Below are 17,333 nucleotides of genomic sequence, written 5' to 3'. Positions count from 1 at the left end.
GGGGCCCCGCCGGACTCCCGTCAGACCTCTTCGACGCTGCTCGGCTCGCGCCGGGACAGGTCGATACCGAGCTCCTCCGCAGCGCGGAAGACGTCCTCGTCGGTGTCGCGCATCTCGATGGACATGCCGTCCGAGGACAGCACCTCCACGTTGAGGCACAGGGACTGCATTTCCTTGATGAGCACCTTGAAGGACTCGGGAATGCCGGGCTCAGGGATGTTCTCGCCCTTGACGATGGCCTCGTAGACCTTCACGCGGCCGGTGACGTCGTCGGACTTGATGGTCAGCAGCTCCTGGAGGGCGTACGCGGCGCCGTAGGCCTCGAGGGCCCACACCTCCATCTCACCGAACCGCTGGCCACCGAACTGGGCCTTACCACCCAGCGGCTGCTGGGTGATCATCGAGTACGGACCGGTCGAGCGGGCGTGCAGCTTGTCGTCGACCAGGTGGTGCAGCTTCAGGATGTACATGTAGCCGACCGAGATCGGGTCCGGGAACGGCTCACCGCTGCGGCCGTCGAACAGCCGCGCCTTGCCGGACGGGAGCACCATGCGCTCGCCGTCGCGGTTGGGGATGGTGTGCTGCAGCAGACCCGCCAGCTCGTCCTCGCGGGCACCGTCGAAGACCGGGGTCGCGACGTTGGTGCGCGGGGCGACCTGGTCGGCGCCGATGGCCTGCAGGCGCTGGGCCCACTCGTCCGCGAGACCGGAGACGTCCCAGCCGCGGCTGGCGAGCCAGCCGAGGTGGATCTCCAGGACCTGTCCCGGGTTCATTCGGGACGGCACACCCAGCGGGTTGAGGATGATGTCGACCGGGGTGCCGTCCTCCAGGAACGGCATGTCCTCGATCGGCAGGATCTTCGAGATGACACCCTTGTTGCCGTGACGGCCGGCGAGCTTGTCACCGTCGGTGATCTTGCGCTTCTGCGCGACGTAGACGCGGACCAGCTGGTTCACGCCCGGCGGCAGCTCGTCGCCCTCCTCGCGGTCGAAGACGCGCACGCCGATGATCTTGCCGATCTCACCGTGCGGCACCTTCAGCGAGGTGTCACGGACCTCACGGGCCTTCTCACCGAAGATCGCGCGCAGCAGACGCTCCTCGGGGGTCAGCTCGGTCTCGCCCTTGGGCGTGACCTTGCCGACGAGGATGTCGCCGGCGACGACCTCGGCACCGATGCGGATGATGCCGCGCTCGTCGAGGTCGGCGAGGACCTCCTCGGAGACGTTCGGGATGTCCCGGGTGATCTCCTCGGGGCCGAGCTTGGTGTCACGGGCGTCGACCTCGTGCTCCTCGATGTGGATCGAGGAGAGGACGTCGTCCTGCACGAGGCGCTGCGACAGGATGATCGCGTCCTCGTAGTTGTGACCCTCCCACGGCATGAACGCCACGAGCAGGTTCTTGCCGAGGGCCATCTCACCGTTCTCGGTGGCCGGGCCGTCGGCGAGGACCTGGCCCTCGATGATCCGGTCGCCCTCGTCGACGACGACCTTCTGGTTGACCGAGGTGCCCTGGTTGGACCGGGCGAACTTGTGCAGGCGGTACGTGATGTACGTGCCGTCGTCGTTGGCGGTGGTGATGTAGTCCGCGGAGACCTCCTGGACCACACCGGCCTTCTCGGCCTTGACCACGTCGCCGGCGTCGACCGCGGAGCGGTACTCCATGCCGGTGCCGACGAGCGGCGCCTCGGACTTAATCAGCGGCACGGCCTGACGCATCATGTTCGCGCCCATGAGGGCACGGTTGGCGTCGTCGTGCTCGAGGAACGGGATCATGGCGGTCGCGACCGACACCATCTGGCGCGGCGAGACGTCCATGTAGTCCACGTCCTCGGGGCCGACGTAGTCGACCTCGCCGCCACGGCGGCGGACCAGCACGCGGGCCTCGGCGAACCGCATCTCGTCGTTCAGCGGCGCGTTGGCCTGCGCGATGACGAAGCGGTCCTCCTCGTCGGCGGTCAGGTAGTCGACCTCGTCGCTGACCTGGCCGTCGACGACCTTGCGGTACGGCGTCTCGATGAAACCGAACGCGTTGACCCGGCCGTAGGAGGCGAGCGAGCCGATCAGACCGATGTTCGGGCCTTCCGGCGTCTCGATCGGGCACATACGGCCGTAGTGCGACGGGTGAACGTCACGGACCTCGAAGCCGGCCCGCTCACGGGAGAGACCACCCGGGCCGAGGGCGTTCAGACGACGCTTGTGCGTCAGCCCCGACAGCGGGTTGTTCTGGTCCATGAACTGGGACAGCTGGCTGGTGCCGAAGAACTCCTTGATGGAGGCGACGACCGGCCGGATGTTGATCAGGGTCTGCGGCGTGATCGCCTCGACGTCCTGGGTGGTCATGCGCTCACGCACGACACGCTCCATACGGGCGAGACCCGTACGGACCTGGTTCTGGATCAGCTCACCGACGCTGCGGATACGGCGGTTGCCGAAGTGGTCGATGTCGTCGGTCTCGACCATGATCGTGCGACCGGACTCGGTCACCGTCTCGGTCTCGCCGGCGTGCAGCTTCACCAGGTACTTGATGGTGGCGAGGACGTCCTCGGTGGTGAGCACGCCGGCGTCCAGCGGCTCGTCCGCACCGAGCTTCTTGTTGACCTTGTAGCGGCCGACCTTGGCGAGGTCGTAGCGCTTCGGGTTGAAGTACAGGTTCTCCAGCAGCGTCTGCGCGGCCTCACGCGTGGGGGGCTCGCCCGGGCGCAGCTTGCGGTAGATGTCGAGCAGCGCGTCGTCCTGGCCCTGGGTGTGGTCCTTCTCCAGGGTGGCGCGCATGGACTCGTACTCGCCGAACTCCTCGAGGATCTGCTCGGTCGTCCAGCCGAGCGCCTTCAGCAGCACGGTGACCGACTGCTTGCGCTTGCGGTCGATGCGGACACCGACCATGTCGCGCTTGTCGATCTCCATCTCCAGCCAGGCACCCCGGGACGGGATGATCTTGGCGGAGAAGATGTCCTTGTCGGACGTCTTGTCGATGGTGGAGTCGAAGTAGACACCGGGGGAACGGACCAGCTGGGACACCACGACACGCTCGGTGCCGTTGATGACGAAGGTGCCCTTGTTCGTCATGAGCGGGAAGTCGCCCATGAAGACCGTCTGGGACTTGATCTCACCGGTCTCGTTGTTGGTGAACTCGGCGGTGACGAAGAGCGGGGCGGCGTACGTGAAGTCGCGCTCCTTGCACTCGTCGATGGAGTTCTTCGGCGGCTCGAAGCGGTGGTCCCGGAACGTCAGGGACATCGACCCGGAGAAGTCCTCGATCGGGGAGATCTCCTCGAAGATCTCCTCCAGACCGGACTTGGTGGGGACGTCCTGACCGTTCTCCAGAGCCTCCTCGACCCGACTCTGCCAGGCGGTGTTGCCGAGCAGCCAGTCAAAGCTCTCGGTCTGCAGCGCGAGCAGGTTCGGAACCTCGAGAGGCTCCTTGATCTTTGCAAAGGAGATGCGCAGCGGGGCGGTGCTGGCGCCGTTGTTCGTATTCGCGGTCGAGGCAGTGCGCGAGGCGGCCAAGAGGGGGTCCTTCCGAGGGCTCGGACTCACTACGCGCGTACCGGTCCCTCTCCCGTACACAGAGACGGAAACCCCAGGTCAGGGGGGCTTCGGTCGACTGTGCTCGAGTGAGGGCAGACCCCTGGTGACGGGCAGGGGACAGCTAACAGGCAGCGCAAAGGGTCAGTGTAGCCACTTGGCACACTGATGTCCAGTGCGGGTTTTTCGAGACCCTCGCTGTGCTCACCACTCTTGTCAACGCCCTCGGCATGCTGCCCTCAACGCACGTTGATACTGCCCTCTTCGTCGCCGATCCATGCCTCGGATTCGGATCCTTGTGACGACGCGTCCTGAGAATTGCGCGCTGCGTGCGGTTCGTCAAGGCCCCCCAGCCCGAACGGAGCCGACCGGAGACAGAACGAAGATCACCTTACCCCTCACCGTCGCGAGTGCAAGGCAACCGTGGCCGGGCCCTCCGGATACGCCGAAGAGCGACCACCCGGATGGATGATCGCTCTTCGGTGCGTTCGCGTTACAGCCCTACGGGGCACTTTTCACGGTGCCACGAGGCTGTGGTCGGCGCGCGTTCGAGTCCTGCGGACCCGTGAGGTCTTACTTGACCTCGACGGAGGCGCCGGCGCCCTTGAGGGCCTCGGCAGCCTTGTCCGCGGCCTCCTTGTTGACCTTCTCGAGGACCGGCTTCGGGGTGCCGTCGACGAGGTCCTTGGCCTCCTTCAGGCCCAGGGAGGTCAGCTCACGCACGACCTTGATGACCTGGATCTTCTTCTCGCCGGCGCCGGTGAGGATGACGTCGAACTCGTCCTTCTCCTCGACGGTCTCGGCCGGGGCGCCCGGGGCACCCGGGGCGGCGACGGCGACCGCGGCGGCGGCGGTGACGTCGAACTTCTCCTCGAACGCCTTCACGAACTCGGAGAGCTCGATGAGGGTCATCTCCTCGAACTGCGCGAGCAGGTCTTCCTGGGTGAGCTTCGCCATGATGGGCGATCCTTCCACTAATTCGGCAGGTGCCGGATGTACATGAGTGGCGGGCGTACGTCGGGCCCGCTGCGACCCTGCCGCGTCACGCGGCGAGGGTCAGAAAGCGAGCCGAATTACTCGGCACCGCCCTGCTCGGCCTGCTTGGCACGGAGCGCATCCACGGTGCGGACGAGCTTCGACGGCAGCGCCTGGAAGAGCTGAGCAGCCTGGGACTGCTTGCCCTTGAAGGCACCGGCCAGCTTGCTGAGCAGAACCTCGCGGGACTCGAGGTCCGCAAGCTTCTTGATCTCGTCGGCGGTCATCGCCTTGCCGTCAAGGACACCGCCCTTGATGACGAGATTCGGGTTGTCCTTGGCGAAGTCACGGAGACCCTTCGCCGACTCCACCGGGTCACCGGTGACGAAGGCGACGGCCGTCGGACCAGCGAAGAGCTGGTCGTCCAGCGTGATCCCGGCCTCGTTGGCCGCAATCTTGGTCAGCGTGTTCTTCACCACGGCGTACTGGGCGTTCTCACCGAGCGACCGGCGCAGCGTCTTGAGCTGCGCCACGGTGAGACCGCGGTACTCGGTCAGCACGGCGGCGTTGGAGCTGCGGAACTTGTCCGTCAGCTCCGCAACCGCGGCAGCCTTGTCGGGCCTCGCCATAGAGCCTCGGCCTCCTTCCGGGTGATTCGGACCGCGCGGACCCGAAGGAGGACTGGGCAAAACGAAACGCCCCGGCGCAGGCGCACGGGGCGGACTCGACCGGTCGCACACGCGCGAGGCGCGCACTCCGGGAGTTCTTCCACTGTCACCTGCGCGGGTCGCCCACTTTTCAGCGGATCCTTCGGCCACCGCACCCTCATTCGAGCGCACGGCAACGACCAGCGGTCTTTGGCTTCGGTAGGAGACTACGGGACCGGGGCGGCATCGAGCAAATCGGGCTCTGCGCCACCCCGGTCCCGGCGGTATCAGGAGCCGATGCCGCTGCCGGTCCCCGGGCTGACGGTGCCGGAGCCGCTCGACGTGTTCGCCGACCCCGGGGTGCCGAGGGACTTCATCAGGTCCTTGAAGTCCTTGGTGTCGCTCGCCGGGGGCGCCACGGCGGAGACCTTCACGCCGTAGTCGCTGTAGTAGGCGGTGCTGTTCATGGCGCCCTTGGCCGTGTCCGCCTTCTCGGTCTTCTTCACCAGCAGGTTCTGGTCGTTGATCCAGATGTCGATGGTGTCGGTGGTGATGCCGGCCTGGGTGAGCTGCTGCTTCAGGGCCGCCAGCTGGTCGGCGCTGAGGTTGCTGCTCTTGCCCGCGAGGTCGGCCACCTGCACCGTGCCCGAGTAGTGCGTGGTGTGGGCACCGTCGACCGTCTCCTCGCCGACCTTCTTCACCTGCTTGGAGGCCAGCAGCATCTTCACGGACTGGTTCGGCGTGGAGTTCTGCAGCTGGTCCTTCAGGTACGTGCCGGAGGCACCGCCGAGCTTGGCCAGGTCGTCGTACGCATACTTGAGCCAGTGCTTGCCGCCCGTCTGCTGGGCGTAGGCGTCGCTCATGTGCGCGTAGTAGGCGTCCGGCAGGTACCGGGCCTCCATCGACTCGGTGCCGGCCTTCTTCATCAGCTCGGCCATCTGGCCACCGGTGTACGTGATGGTGAGATTGCCCTTGAGGCCGTCACCCCAGGTCAGGGCGCCGTTCGCCGTCATCGACATCAGGGTGCCGATGGACGTCGTGGAGCGCACCTTGGCCGAGTCGGCCTTGTCGGTGGACTGCTCGGCGCTGCGCAGGGCGGCGATGGGGCTGACGTGGATCACGCCGCCGCCGCTCGCCTTGTCCCCCTTGCCGGAGTCCGAGGAGCCGCAGGCGGCCACTCCGGTCAGCGCGGCGACCACCGCGACACAGAGGCCCACCCGGCGCGCCGTCGTGCTCTTCATCCTGTCCTACCCCCATTGCAAGTCGAGTGCCTGCACCGTAACCCAGGCGACTGACAGTCGTACGAAAGGTCGCACAAAGAAAGGACGGGCCCCGCACCTGGAAGGTTGCAGGGCCCGCCCTCTACTTACGCGTACCTGACGCGGCTACCGGTGTGAGCGAAGGGCTCAGACGGCGGCCGGGTCCTCCTCGACGAGGAGGTTGCGGGTGCGGTTCGGGTCGACCGGGATGCCGGGGCCCATCGTGGTGGTGATGGCGGCCTTCTTGATGTAGCGACCCTTGGCGGCGGACGGCTTCAGACGGAGGATCTCCTCCAGCGCGGCGCCGTAGTTCTCCACCAGCTTGGCGTCGTCGAAGGACGCCTTGCCGATGATGAAGTGCAGGTTCGAGTGCTTGTCGACGCGGAACTCGATCTTGCCGCCCTTGATGTCGGTGACGGCCTTGGCCACGTCGGGGGTGACGGTGCCGGTCTTCGGGTTCGGCATCAGACCACGCGGGCCGAGGACGCGGCCGAGGCGGCCGACCTTGCCCATGAGGTCCGGGGTGGCGACGACGGCGTCGAAGTCCAGACGGCCCTTCGCCACCTCGTCGATGAGTTCGTCGGAGCCGACGATGTCGGCGCCCGCGGCCTCCGCGGCCGCAGCACGGTCACCGGTCGCGAAGACCAGGACCCGGGCAGTCTTGCCGGTGCCGTGCGGCAGGTTCACGGTGCCACGGACCATCTGGTCGGCCTTGCGCGGGTCGACACCCAGACGGAAGGCGACCTCGACGGTGCCGTCGAACTTGGTCGTGGAGGTCTCCTTGGCGAGACGGACGGCCTCGAGCGGGGCGTACAGCTTCTCCCGGTCGACCTTGGCGTCCGCAGCGCGGAGAGCCTTGCTGCGCTTGCTCACAACTTGCTCCTGTGTGTTCTGAAAGGAGTCGTGGTCTCTGGGCCGAGCAGGCCCTGCCACGTGCGACCGGCTACGGCCGCATGGACTGCTGGGGTGGGGTTCAGCCCTCGACCGTGACGCCCATGGAGCGCGCGGTGCCGGCGATGATCTTCGCCGCGGCGTCCAGGTCGTTCGCGTTCAGGTCGGGCATCTTGGTCGTGGCGATCTCGCGGACCTGCGCCTCGGTGATCTTGGCGACCTTGGTCTTGTGCGGCTCGCCGGAGCCCTTCTCGATGCCCGCGGCCTTGAGGATCATCTTCGCGGCCGGCGGCGTCTTGGTGACGAAGGTGAAGGAGCGGTCCTCGTAGACCGTGATCTCCACCGGGATGACCCAGCCACGCTGCGACTCGGTCGCGGCGTTGTAGGCCTTGCAGAACTCCATGATGTTGACGCCGTGCTGACCCAGCGCGGGGCCGACCGGCGGAGCCGGGTTGGCGGCACCGGCCTGGATCTGGAGCTTGATGAGCCCCGTGACCTTCTTCTTCTTGGGAGGCATAGCTCTCCGGGTCCTTTCATTCGGGTCCATGCCCGCGCGAGGATCGCGACCCTGACGCAGGCATACCGCACAACGATAACGGGTATAGATGCGCGGCTGAAAACCGAGCAGGTCAGACGGCTGAGACAGCCCGCCTGACCTGCTCGGAAGCGAATAGTGAAGAACTAGTTCTTCTGGATCTGGTCGAAGGAGAGCTCGACCGGCGTCTCGCGGCCGAAGATCTCCACCAGGCCCTTGACCTTCTTCGAGTCGGGGTTGATCTCGTTGATGGTCGCCTGCAGCGTGGCGAACGGGCCGTCGGTGACGGTGACCGAGTCGCCGACCTCGAAGTCCAGCACCTGGACCTCGACCTTGCGCTGCGGAGCGGGCTTGCCCTCGGCCTCGGCGGCCTCGCGGGCGGCCTTCTCCTCGGCCTCCGGGGCGAGCATCTTGACGATCTCGTCCAGGGTCAGCGGGTACGGGTCGTAGGCGTTGCCGACGAAGCCGGTGACGCCCGGGGTGTTGCGGACGACGCCCCACGACTCGTTGGTCAGGTCCATGCGGACCAGGACGTAACCCGGCAGCTTGTTCTGCTTGATCGTCTTGCGGTCGCCGTTCTTGATCTGGACGACCTCTTCCTGCGGCACCTCGGCCTGGAAGATGTAGTCCTCGACGTTCAGCGAGACGGCGCGCTGCTCCAGGTTGGTCTTCACGCGGTTCTCGTAACCGGCGTACGTGTGGATGACGTACCACTCGCCGGGCAGGGTGCGCAGTTCCTCGCGCAGGGCCTGGATGGGGTCGACGGGCGCCGCCGGCTCTTCCTCGGCGGCCTCCTCGGCAGCTTCTTCGCCCTCGTCCTCGACGTGCAGGGCGGCCTCCTCGGCCGGCTCCCCCGCCTCGGCCTCGGCAGCCTCGAACTCGTCCTGCTCGTCCGCGCCCTCGACGATGTCGAGCTCGTCGTCCACCATCTCGGCAGCGTTCCCGCGAGGCTCAGTGGCGTCGTCGTTCAGGTTCGGGTCAGACACGATGGCTGCTTCTTCCTGGATACATAGGGGTGGAACATGCGAAAACGGGCGCCGGTACCACGGCGCCCTTCGCTCTTGGCTCAGCCGAAGACGTACTTGGCCGCGTGGTTGAGCCCATAGTCAATCACGGTCACCAGGGCGATCATGATGGCGACGAAGAAGATCACCACGGTGGTGTACGAGGTCAGCTGGTTGCGCGTCGGCCAGACGACCTTGCGGAGCTCCGCGACGATCTGGCGGTAGAAGGTGGCCAGGCGCTTCAGCGGGCCCTTCTTGGCGCGCTTGCCGCCCTTGCGGGCCTTCTTCTTGGACTCCTGCACCTCGTCCTGAGCGTCAGGCGTGTCGATGGAGCCCACGGCGTCCGTCATTGTCCTCACCTGATCCCGGGTCGTGGCCGTGCCGCGCCCGGTTCTTGAGCCGCACGGCGGTGCATTGCTGTACGTACCTGCGCACACATCCTGGCGGTGTGTGTAGCAGGGCCGGAGGGACTTGAACCCCCAACCGCCGGTTTTGGAGACCGGTGCTCTACCAATTGAGCTACGACCCTCTGTGTGTCCCCCAACGTACCGCATCCGACCGGGTGCGGGGTGTGCACCGGTTTCGGCGGTGGCCGCTGGAGGCCAACGAGGTGAGAGTGTACGTGGTCAACGGCCCGGCGTCGAACAGAAAGTGCCCGTCCAGAGCCTCTCGGCCAAAGATCGTCCTGGCCGGGGGCCGGATTCGGACCCCTGTTCACGTCTCGACCCGTGGCTGTTCAGTCTGTGAAACCCACGTGCCCGGGGGTTTTCCGGTCTGGAACGATGGGCCCCATGAGCGCTGCAACCCCTCCCACCGAGCGCCGGGTCTCCGCCCGAGTCGGCGCGATCTCCGAGTCCGCCACCCTCGCCGTGGACGCCAAGGCCAAGGCCCTGAAGGCCGCCGGGCGGCCGGTGATCGGCTTCGGCGCCGGTGAGCCCGACTTCCCGACGCCGGACTACATCGTCGAGGCGGCCGTCGAGGCCTGCAAGAACCCCAAGTACCACCGCTACACCCCGGCCGGCGGCCTGCCCGAGCTGAAGACCGCGATCGCCGCGAAGACGCTGCGCGACTCCGGCTACGAGGTCGACGCCTCCCAGGTCCTGGTCACCAACGGCGGCAAGCAGGCCATCTACGAGGCGTTCGCCGCGATCCTCGACCCGGGCGACGAGGTCATCGTCCCGGCGCCGTACTGGACGACGTACCCGGAGTCCATCCGCCTGGCCGGCGGTGTCCCGGTGGAGGTCGTCGCCGACGAGACCACCGGCTACCGCGTCACCGTGGAGCAGCTGGAGGCGGCGCGCACGGAGAAGACGAAGGTCGTCCTGTTCGTCTCCCCGTCCAACCCGACCGGCGCGGTGTACTCCGAGGCCGAGACCGAGGCGATCGGCCGCTGGGCCGTCGAGCACGGCCTGTGGGTGCTGACCGACGAGATCTACGAGCACCTGGTGTACGGCGACGCGGTGTCCGTCTCTCTGCCGGCGCTGCTGCCCGAGCTGCGCGACAAGTGCATCGTGGTCAACGGTGTCGCGAAGACGTACGCCATGACCGGCTGGCGCGTGGGCTGGGTCATCGGCCCGAAGGACGTGATCAAGGCCGCGACCAACCTGCAGTCGCACGCCACCTCGAACGTCTCCAACGTGGCCCAGGTGGCCGCCCTGGCCGCCGTCTCCGGCGACCTGGAGGCCGTGGCGAAGATGCGTGAGGCCTTCGACCGGCGCCGCAGGACCATCGTGCGGATGCTCAACGAGATCGACGGCGTGCTCTGCCCGGAGCCCGAGGGCGCCTTCTACGCCTACCCGTCGGTGAAGGCCCTGCTCGGCAAGGAGATCCGCGGCAAGCGCCCGCAGGACACGGTCGAGCTGGCCGCGCTGATCCTGGAGGAGGCCGAGGTCGCGGTCGTCCCGGGCGAGGCGTTCGGCACGCCCGGGTACCTGCGGCTGTCGTACGCGCTCGGTGACGAGGACCTCGTCGAGGGCGTGAGCCGCATGCAGAAGCTGCTGGCGGAGGCGCGCGACTAGTTCCTGTTCTCTGCGCTTCACGCGCGCGTGCGGGCCGTTTCCCTCCGGGGAGGCGGCCCGCTCCCGTGTGCGAGCAAGACCACGTACGGGGAAACGGCTACCGGGACGCCGGTGACGTACGGCAGGATCTGGGGATGGAGCGTGTACGTGACCTCTCTGAGCTGCCGAAAGCCCATCTGCACCTGCATTTCACCGGTTCCATGCGGCCGGGCACCGTCCTGGAACTGGCCGACAAGTACGGCGTACGACTGCCCGACTCCCTGACGGAAGCGCTGACCAGCGGTGAGCCGCCGAAGCTGCGGGCGACGGACGAGCGGGGCTGGTTCCGTTTCCAGCGCCTGTACGACGCGGCGCGCTCCTGTCTGCGCGAACCGGAGGACATCCGGCGCCTGGTGCGCGAGGCCGCCGAGGAGGATCTGAAGGACGGCTCGGGCTGGCTGGAGATCCAGGTGGACCCGACGTCGTACGCGCCCCGCCTGGGCGGTCTGATCCCGGCGCTGGAGATCATCCTGGACGCGGTCGACACGGCGTCCCGGGAGACCGGTCTCGGCATGCGCGTCCTGGTCGCCGCCAACCGGATGAAGCACCCGCTGGACGCGCGCACGCTGGCCCGGCTGGCGGTGCGGTTCGCGGACCGGGGCGTGGTCGGCTTCGGGCTCTCGAACGACGAGCGGCGGGGCATGGCGCGGGACTTCGACCGGGCCTTCCACATCGCGCGTGAGGGCGGTCTGCTGTCGGCCCCGCACGGCGGCGAGCTGACCGGTCCGGCCTCGGTCCGGGACTGTCTGGACGACCTGCACGCCTCGCGGGTCGGGCACGGGGTGCGCGCGGCGGAGGACCCGCGGCTGCTGAAGCGGCTGGCCGACCGGGGCGTGACCTGCGAGGTGTGTCCGGCCTCGAACGTGGCGCTCGGCGTCTACGAGAAGCCGGAGGACGTGCCGCTGCGGACGTTGTTCGAGGCCGGCGTCCCGATGGCCCTCGGCGCCGACGACCCGCTGCTGTTCGGCTCGCGGCTGGCCGCGCAGTACGAGATCGCCCGGGACGCCCACGGCTTCTCGGACGCCGAGCTGGCGGAGCTCGCCCGTCAGTCGGTGCGGGGCTCGGCGGCCCCGGAGGACGTCAAGGCGCGGCTGCTGGCCGGCGTCGACGAGTGGCTGACCCGCCCGGTCGCCCGAGGGGGTCGCCCGGGCGCCTGAAGTGGGCGTAGGGCGGATAGGCCTTGAAGCAGATCAGCACCTCGACCGGGTGCCCGCCGCCGGGCGGCTGGGTCAGCGCGAGCCCCGCCATCAGCGCCGAGTGACCCTTGTCGGCGTCCTTCTCGTACGGCCCCCATCCGGCCGCGCGGGCGAGGTCGGTCGCGGTCTCGGCGAACACCTCCCGGGTGCCGAAGAGGAAGAACGTACGCGCGTGCGTGGCGTGCCGCAGCCAGTCCCGGAAGTCGGCCCGCTCCCGGCGCTCCCGCCAGACGGCGGCGTCCCGCGCGGTGCGCGCCTCGTCGGTGCGGACGGTCAGCGGGCTGCCGCGGCGCAGTCCGCGGCGCAGCTCGGGCCACTGGCTGGGGCGCAGGCCGAGGGTGTGGTGGGCGAGGACCAGGTCGACGCGCTCGCCGACGCCCTCGTCGGGCGGGACCCCGTCGCGCAGCGGCACGTGGACGATCGTGTGCCGGGAGTGGGCGGCGAAGGAGAACAGGCCCGCGAGCTGCTTCAGTCCGTCGTGATCGCCGAGCAGCAGACCGACGGGGTCGGGGGCGCGCAGCGAGGTGTGCCGCAGGGGGTGCCCCAGCTGGACGATCCGGTGGTCGTACGGCCCGGTCCGGGGCCTGAACTCGCGCAGCCTCAGCTGCATGTGCGCCGCCTCATGGCGTCAGGGTCGCGCGTCCGCGGGTTCCTCGGCAACGGAGATTCCGCCCAGCAGCGTCCGGGCGAGCCGGGCGGCGAAGGCGTCCACGGGCGGTCGTTCGCCGCTCTCGGTCGCGTCGTAGGCGAAGGCGCGCTGCGCGCAGGCCCCCAGCAGCAGCGAGGCGGCCGCGAGCGTGTCGGCGCCGGCGCGGACCCGGCCGGCGGCCTGTTCGGCCCGGAGATAGCCGTCCAGGTCCTCGATGGGCTTGTGCGGGCCGGAGCCGAGCGTGCGCAGGACCTCGTCGTGACGCCGCTTCAACTGGGTCTCGGCGTACAGGGAGGCTGCGATCGGGAAGCTCTGCTCGTAGAAGAGGGCGGCCTGGCGGGCGATCTCGGTGAGGTTCTCCTCGAGGGTGCCCTGGCCCGGTTCGGCGGCGAGGCTGCCGAGCAGGGGCGTCAGCCGGGGCAGGCGCTCCGAGAGGACCCGGACGAACAGGTCTTCCTTGCTGTCGAAGTACTTGTAGAGGGCCGCCTCGGAGCAGCCGGCCGCGCGGGCGATCTCCTTGGTGGTGGCGCGGGCGAGCCCGACGGTGCGCATGAGCTCGTGGGCGGCGTCGAGGATGCGCACACGTGCCGGCCTCGTCTCCATAGGACATGTCCAATCGGGGCTTGACGGGTGAGTGAGTACTTACCCACTCTAGAGGCGGGGCCGGGGTGAGTGAGCACTCACCTACCCTGCAGCGACCGCAGGAACCACCGACCGGAGGGAGACCGGAGCAGCCATGAAGCTCACCGTTTTCGGGGCCACCGGAGGAGTCGGCCGCGAACTCGTCGGCCAGGCCCTGGACGCCGGCCACGAGGTCACGGCCGTCGTACGGGACCCCGCCCGGCTGACCGTCACCGGCGCCGCCCTGCGGGTGGTCCGCGCCGACCTGACCGACCCGGAGGAGCTGCGAGCCGCCGTCAGCGGCCGGGACGCGGTCCTGTCGGGCCTGGGCGCGCGCAGCCGCAAGGACGCGGGGGTGGCGACCCGGCTGACCCGTTGCGTCCTTCAGGCCATGGAGGCGGAGGGCGTGCGACGGCTGCTGGTGGTCAGCGCGGGCCCGGTCGGTCCCGAACCGGCGGACGACGGCCCCCTGGACCGCGGCGCGCGCCGCCTGGTGTCGGCGATCCTCAAGGACGTCTACGCGGACCTGCGCGGGATGGAGGAGGAGCTGGCCCGCAGCGGCACGGACTGGACGTCCGTGCGCCCGCCGCGCCTGCAGGACAAGCCGGTCACGGGCCGCTACCGCACGGTCGTCGGCGGCTTCCCGCCCAAGGGCCGCTTCCTCGCCCGCGCGGACGTCGCGCACGCGATGCTGTCGATGATCGACGACGAGGGCACCGTGAAGCAGGGCGTGGGCGTGGCCTACTAGCCGGTGCCTCTGCCACTGCCGTGACCCGCTGCCGCTACAGGCTCGCGCCGACGGTCACCGGCTCGTTGACCAGCGTGACGCCGAAGGCCTCACGGACTCCGGCGACCACCTCTCGGGCCAGGGCCAGCAGATCCTCGGTGGTGGCGCCGCCCCGGTTGGTGAGGGCGAGCGTGTGCTTGGTGGAGATACGGGCCGGGCCGGTGCCGTAGCCCTTGGTGAAGCCCGCCTTGTCGATCAGCCAGGCCGCCGAGGTCTTCGTACGGCCCTCTCCCGCCGGGTAGGCGGGCGGCTCGGCGCCCTCCCCCAGCCGCTCACGCACGCGCGCGTGGAACGCGGCGAACTGCTCCTCGGTGAGGATCGGGTTGGTGAAGAAGGATCCCGCCGACCAGGTGTCGTGGTCCTCGGGGTCGAGGACCATGCCCTTCCCGGCCCGCAGCTTCAGCACGGTCTCGCGGGCGTCGGCCAGCGGCACCCGGTCGCCGGGCTCGACACCGAGCGCGCGGGCCGCCTCGGCGTACCTGACGGGCGCCGACATGCCGTGCGCGTCCTCCAGTTCAAAACGGACGCGCAGGACGACATAGCGGCCGGGGTCGGCCTTGAAGCGGCTGTGGCGGTACGAGAAGCCGCACTCCTCGTTCGTCAGCGTGACGGTGTCGCCGGCCTGCCGGTCGTAGGCGATCACCTCGGTGATGGTGGAGGAGACCTCCTGGCCGTAGGCGCCCACGTTCTGGATCGGCGTGGCACCGGCGGAGCCCGGGATCCCGGCCAGGCACTCGATCCCGGCGAGTCCGGCCTCGACGGTGCGGGCGACGGCGTCCGTCCACACCTCGCCGGCCGCCAGCTCCAGCGTGGTGCCGCGCAACTCCACACCGCGCGTGGCGATGCGCAGGGCGGTGCCGTCGAAGCCCTTGTCGCCGATGACCAGGTTCGATCCGCCGCCGATGACCAGCAGCGGTGTCCCGCCGTCGTCTGCCTCGCGGACGGCGGCGATCACCTCGGCGTCGGTCTCGGCCGTGACCAGCCGCGTCGCGGGACCGCCCAGCCGGAAGGTGGTCAGCGGGGCAAGAGGGGCGTCGTGGAGTACCTGCACGCGCCCAAGACTACGAGACTGCTCCGTCGGCACCGCACCCGCGCGGCCGGTGGTCACGGGGTCGGGGGTCCTGGGGCACGGGGTCACACCCGCCCACCCGGCCACCCGCCGCCGCGGCCGGCGGCACGCGCGTGTGGTCCTTCGCCCGCCCCACCACCCTGACCTCGCTCACCGCCACGCACACACACGCGCGCGTGGCCTCCCGTTTCGAGGGCCACGCGCGCGTGCAGGGGGTGCAGTCGGCCGACGACTGCTTCAGGTGTCCTTCCGCAGCCGCCGTTCCGCCTCCTCCCAGCTCACCGGCAGCTGGTCGGCGGTGGTCTCCCAGCCGGCGAAGGTGACGCCGCTCATGTGGGAGGCCAGTCCGCGGGAGATGGGCCGGTGGGAGCCGGAGTGGGCGAAGGCCTTCAGCGCGTCGGCCGACTCCCACGCCGACAAGGTCCAGAAGGTCCGCCGCAGGGGCTGCGCCCGGAGGGACGCGCCGTAGGCACCGGGCGCGCGGCCGACCTGCCGCCAGACGGCCGGGGTGCGGACCAGGAAGCGGAGGCCGCCCCACAGGGTGCGGGTCTCGAAGCGGGAGGCGAAGACGTGCGCCTCGGCACCCTGGGGCGGAGTGGTGGGAACGGTCCAGGGAAGGGTCGGCATCACGGGCTCCTTCGGGGAGGTTCCGGTTCAGCGGGCGGTGGTCTCCAGGACCGGGGCGACCGGCTGTCCGGACTCCGCGGCAAGTCGGCCGGCGCTTCGGCGGGACGGGATCAGCAGGGCGGCGACCGCGGCGAGGGCGACCACCGCCGCGCCGGTGACCAGGGCCGGCCGCAGGCCGTCCACGAAGCGCTGGGCGGACTCGTAGCCGCCCTGCGCGGAGAAGATCGACGACATGACCGCGATGCCGAGCGCGCCGCCCACCTCGCGCAGCGCGTTGTTCGCGCCGGAGGCGATGCCCTGCTCCTGCGGGCGCACGCTGGACATGACCAGGTTCGCGGCCGGCGCGAAGTAGAGGGCCATGCCGACCCCGCTGATGATCAGGGCGGGCAGCTGGACGGCGTAGGAGGCGTCAGCGGTGGCCACCCAGGCCATGTAGCCGAGGCCGGCGGCCTGCAGGAAGAGGCCCGCGGCGACGACCGGGCGGCCGCCGATGCGGTCGGAGAGGATCCCGGCGATCGGCGCGACCAGCATCGGCATGCCGGTCCACGGCAGCATCCTGAGGCCCGCCTCGGTGGGCGAGTAGCCGAGCACGCCTTGCATGTACTGGCTGAGCAGGAAGATCGAGCCGAACATCCCGACGAACATCAGCAGGCTGGCCGCGTTGATCCCGGAGAAGGCGCGGGAGCGGAACAGTCGCATGGGCAGCATCGGGTGGGCCGCGCGGGAGCTGTAGAGGACGAAGCCCATGAGCAGCGCGGCGCCGGCGAACAGCGAGGTCAGTACGACGGGGTCGGTCCAGCCGTCGGCGGGCCCGCGGACCAGGCCGTAGACGATCCCGAAGAGTCCGCCGCTGGCGAGCAGCGTGCCGGGGAGGTCGAGCCGGGCTCCGGCTCCGTAGGACTCGGCGAGGCGCAGCCGGGCGAGCGGCAGGGCGATCAGGCCGAGCGGGACGTTGAGCCAGAAGATCCAGTGCCAGGAGACGTGTTCGGTGAGGCTGCCGCCGATGAGCGGTCCGGAGGCGACGGCGAGCCCGTTCACGGCGCCCCAGATGCCGTACATGGTGCCCCGCTTGGCGGCCGGGACGGCCGCGGTCAGCAGGGTCAGCGTGAGCGGCATCATCACGGCGGCGCCGACGCCCTGCACCGCGCGGGCGGCGATCAGGGAGCCGATGCCGGGTGCCATGGCCGCGGCGGCGGAGGCGCCGGTGAAGACGGCGAGTCCGGCGATGAAGAGCCGGCGGCGCCCGAAGCGGTCACCGAGCGCCGCACCCAGCATCAGCAGTACGGCGAAGGTGAGCGTGTAGGCGCTGACGGTCCACTCCAGGTCGTCCAGCGCACCGCCGAGGTCCTCGCGGATGGAGGGCAGGGCGGTGGTGACGACCAGGTTGTCGAGGGCCGCCATGAACCCGGCGACGCTGGTGATGACGAGGGCCCAGAGGGCGCCCCCGCGTCCCGCGCTCGTCTGTTCGGTCTTCTCTGACATCTCTCCCCCA

The 17,333-nt window shown here is 69.5% G+C and carries 16 protein-coding genes and 1 tRNA gene; 3 read left to right on the top strand and 14 right to left on the bottom strand.

Translation table 11 applies throughout. The features are described 5' to 3' along the window. Nucleotides 1–20: 20 nt before the first annotated feature. The 9 genes from rpoB to ACIHEJ_RS25090 form a co-directional block, all read right to left on the bottom strand. Nucleotides 21–3,506: a DNA-directed RNA polymerase subunit beta gene (gene rpoB, locus ACIHEJ_RS25130; RefSeq protein WP_400138906.1), complete on the bottom strand. Its 3,486-nt coding sequence runs from the start codon at nt 3,504–3,506 to the stop codon at nt 21–23. Between the two features lie 591 nt (nt 3,507–4,097). Next, nucleotides 4,098–4,481, bottom strand: coding sequence for a 50S ribosomal protein L7/L12 (rplL, locus tag ACIHEJ_RS25125; protein WP_400138905.1), 384 nt, complete (start codon nt 4,479–4,481; stop codon nt 4,098–4,100). Between the two features lie 116 nt (nt 4,482–4,597). Next, a complete protein-coding gene (gene rplJ, locus ACIHEJ_RS25120; protein WP_400138904.1) occupies nt 4,598–5,128 on the bottom strand; it encodes a 50S ribosomal protein L10 in 531 nt (176 codons plus the stop codon). A 305-nt stretch (nt 5,129–5,433) separates the two neighbouring features. Further along, nucleotides 5,434–6,387, bottom strand: coding sequence for a hypothetical protein (locus ACIHEJ_RS25115; protein ID WP_400138903.1), 954 nt, complete (start codon nt 6,385–6,387; stop codon nt 5,434–5,436). 165 nt (nt 6,388–6,552) lie between these two features. Next, on the bottom strand, nt 6,553–7,278 hold the full coding sequence (gene rplA / locus ACIHEJ_RS25110; protein WP_225824988.1) for a 50S ribosomal protein L1: 726 nt from the start codon (nt 7,276–7,278) through the stop codon (nt 6,553–6,555). 100 nt (nt 7,279–7,378) lie between these two features. Then, nucleotides 7,379–7,813, bottom strand: a complete 435-nt coding sequence (gene rplK / locus ACIHEJ_RS25105; RefSeq protein WP_033528316.1) for a 50S ribosomal protein L11 — start codon at nt 7,811–7,813, stop codon at nt 7,379–7,381. A gap of 164 nt (nt 7,814–7,977) precedes the next feature. Beyond that, nucleotides 7,978–8,817: a transcription termination/antitermination protein NusG gene (gene nusG, locus ACIHEJ_RS25100; protein ID WP_400138902.1), complete on the bottom strand. Its 840-nt coding sequence runs from the start codon at nt 8,815–8,817 to the stop codon at nt 7,978–7,980. Between the two features lie 80 nt (nt 8,818–8,897). Further along, nucleotides 8,898–9,185: a preprotein translocase subunit SecE gene (secE, locus tag ACIHEJ_RS25095; RefSeq protein WP_366015785.1), complete on the bottom strand. Its 288-nt coding sequence runs from the start codon at nt 9,183–9,185 to the stop codon at nt 8,898–8,900. A 106-nt stretch (nt 9,186–9,291) separates the two neighbouring features. After that, nucleotides 9,292–9,364 (bottom strand) — tRNA-Trp (locus ACIHEJ_RS25090). A gap of 262 nt (nt 9,365–9,626) precedes the next feature. Here ACIHEJ_RS25090 and ACIHEJ_RS25085 point away from each other — a divergent pair. Both ACIHEJ_RS25085 and ACIHEJ_RS25080 read left to right on the top strand, forming a co-directional pair. Next, on the top strand, nt 9,627–10,853 hold the full coding sequence (locus ACIHEJ_RS25085; RefSeq protein ID WP_400138901.1) for a pyridoxal phosphate-dependent aminotransferase: 1,227 nt from the start codon (nt 9,627–9,629) through the stop codon (nt 10,851–10,853). Nucleotides 10,854–10,987: 134 nt separating this feature from the next. Then, a complete protein-coding gene (locus ACIHEJ_RS25080) occupies nt 10,988–12,049 on the top strand; it encodes an adenosine deaminase (RefSeq protein ID WP_400138900.1) in 1,062 nt (353 codons plus the stop codon). Here the strand turns inward: ACIHEJ_RS25080 and ACIHEJ_RS25075 are convergent. Further along, complete coding sequence (locus ACIHEJ_RS25075; RefSeq protein WP_400138899.1) at nt 11,973–12,698, bottom strand: hypothetical protein; 726 nt, start codon at nt 12,696–12,698, stop codon at nt 11,973–11,975. The genes ACIHEJ_RS25080 and ACIHEJ_RS25075 overlap by 77 nt on opposite strands. A gap of 18 nt (nt 12,699–12,716) precedes the next feature. Beyond that, nucleotides 12,717–13,340, bottom strand: a complete 624-nt coding sequence (locus tag ACIHEJ_RS25070; protein WP_400138898.1) for a TetR/AcrR family transcriptional regulator — start codon at nt 13,338–13,340, stop codon at nt 12,717–12,719. Between the two features lie 133 nt (nt 13,341–13,473). Here ACIHEJ_RS25070 and ACIHEJ_RS25065 point away from each other — a divergent pair, with 133 nt between their 5' ends. After that, nucleotides 13,474–14,106: an NAD(P)-dependent oxidoreductase gene (locus ACIHEJ_RS25065; protein WP_400138897.1), complete on the top strand. Its 633-nt coding sequence runs from the start codon at nt 13,474–13,476 to the stop codon at nt 14,104–14,106. Between the two features lie 34 nt (nt 14,107–14,140). Here the strand turns inward: ACIHEJ_RS25065 and ACIHEJ_RS25060 are convergent, their stop codons facing one another. The 3 genes from ACIHEJ_RS25060 to ACIHEJ_RS25050 form a co-directional block, all read right to left on the bottom strand. Further along, a complete protein-coding gene (locus ACIHEJ_RS25060) occupies nt 14,141–15,229 on the bottom strand; it encodes a UDP-N-acetylmuramate dehydrogenase (RefSeq protein WP_400139153.1) in 1,089 nt (362 codons plus the stop codon). Between the two features lie 222 nt (nt 15,230–15,451). After that, entirely contained in the window at nt 15,452–15,841 is a 390-nt protein-coding gene (locus tag ACIHEJ_RS25055; RefSeq protein WP_400138896.1) for a DUF3291 domain-containing protein, read from the bottom strand. 27 nt (nt 15,842–15,868) lie between these two features. After that, nucleotides 15,869–17,323 (bottom strand): DHA2 family efflux MFS transporter permease subunit, encoded by a 1,455-nt coding sequence (locus tag ACIHEJ_RS25050; protein ID WP_400138895.1) that lies wholly within the window; start codon nt 17,321–17,323, stop codon nt 15,869–15,871. Nucleotides 17,324–17,333 lie beyond the last annotated feature (10 nt).

The organism is Streptomyces sp. NPDC052301, assembly GCF_044593395.1.
Classification (GTDB): domain Bacteria; phylum Actinomycetota; class Actinomycetes; order Streptomycetales; family Streptomycetaceae; genus Streptomyces.
The sequence above is the reverse complement of the archived record's forward strand: the minus strand, read 5'-3'. Positions and strand labels throughout refer to the sequence as shown.

Excerpts from the sequence above, each read along its gene's own strand:
- ACIHEJ_RS25065 (WP_400138897.1), top strand. The coding sequence starts at position 13,474 with ATGAAGCTCACCGTTTTCGGGGCCACCGGAGGAGTCGGCCGCGAACTC.
- rplJ (WP_400138904.1), bottom strand. The coding sequence starts at position 5,128 with ATGGCGAGGCCCGACAAGGCTGCCGCGGTTGCGGAGCTGACGGACAAG.
- ACIHEJ_RS25075 (WP_400138899.1), bottom strand. The coding sequence starts at position 12,698 with ATGCAGCTGAGGCTGCGCGAGTTCAGGCCCCGGACCGGGCCGTACGAC.
- secE (WP_366015785.1), bottom strand. The coding sequence starts at position 9,185 with ATGACGGACGCCGTGGGCTCCATCGACACGCCTGACGCTCAGGACGAG.
- ACIHEJ_RS25050 (WP_400138895.1), bottom strand. The coding sequence starts at position 17,323 with ATGTCAGAGAAGACCGAACAGACGAGCGCGGGACGCGGGGGCGCCCTC.
- ACIHEJ_RS25085 (WP_400138901.1), top strand. The coding sequence starts at position 9,627 with ATGAGCGCTGCAACCCCTCCCACCGAGCGCCGGGTCTCCGCCCGAGTC.
- ACIHEJ_RS25055 (WP_400138896.1), bottom strand. The coding sequence starts at position 15,841 with ATGCCGACCCTTCCCTGGACCGTTCCCACCACTCCGCCCCAGGGTGCC.
- ACIHEJ_RS25115 (WP_400138903.1), bottom strand. The coding sequence starts at position 6,387 with ATGAAGAGCACGACGGCGCGCCGGGTGGGCCTCTGTGTCGCGGTGGTC.
- rplK (WP_033528316.1), bottom strand. The coding sequence starts at position 7,813 with ATGCCTCCCAAGAAGAAGAAGGTCACGGGGCTCATCAAGCTCCAGATC.
- ACIHEJ_RS25070 (WP_400138898.1), bottom strand. The coding sequence starts at position 13,340 with ATGGAGACGAGGCCGGCACGTGTGCGCATCCTCGACGCCGCCCACGAG.
- ACIHEJ_RS25080 (WP_400138900.1), top strand. The coding sequence starts at position 10,988 with ATGGAGCGTGTACGTGACCTCTCTGAGCTGCCGAAAGCCCATCTGCAC.
- rplL (WP_400138905.1), bottom strand. The coding sequence starts at position 4,481 with ATGGCGAAGCTCACCCAGGAAGACCTGCTCGCGCAGTTCGAGGAGATG.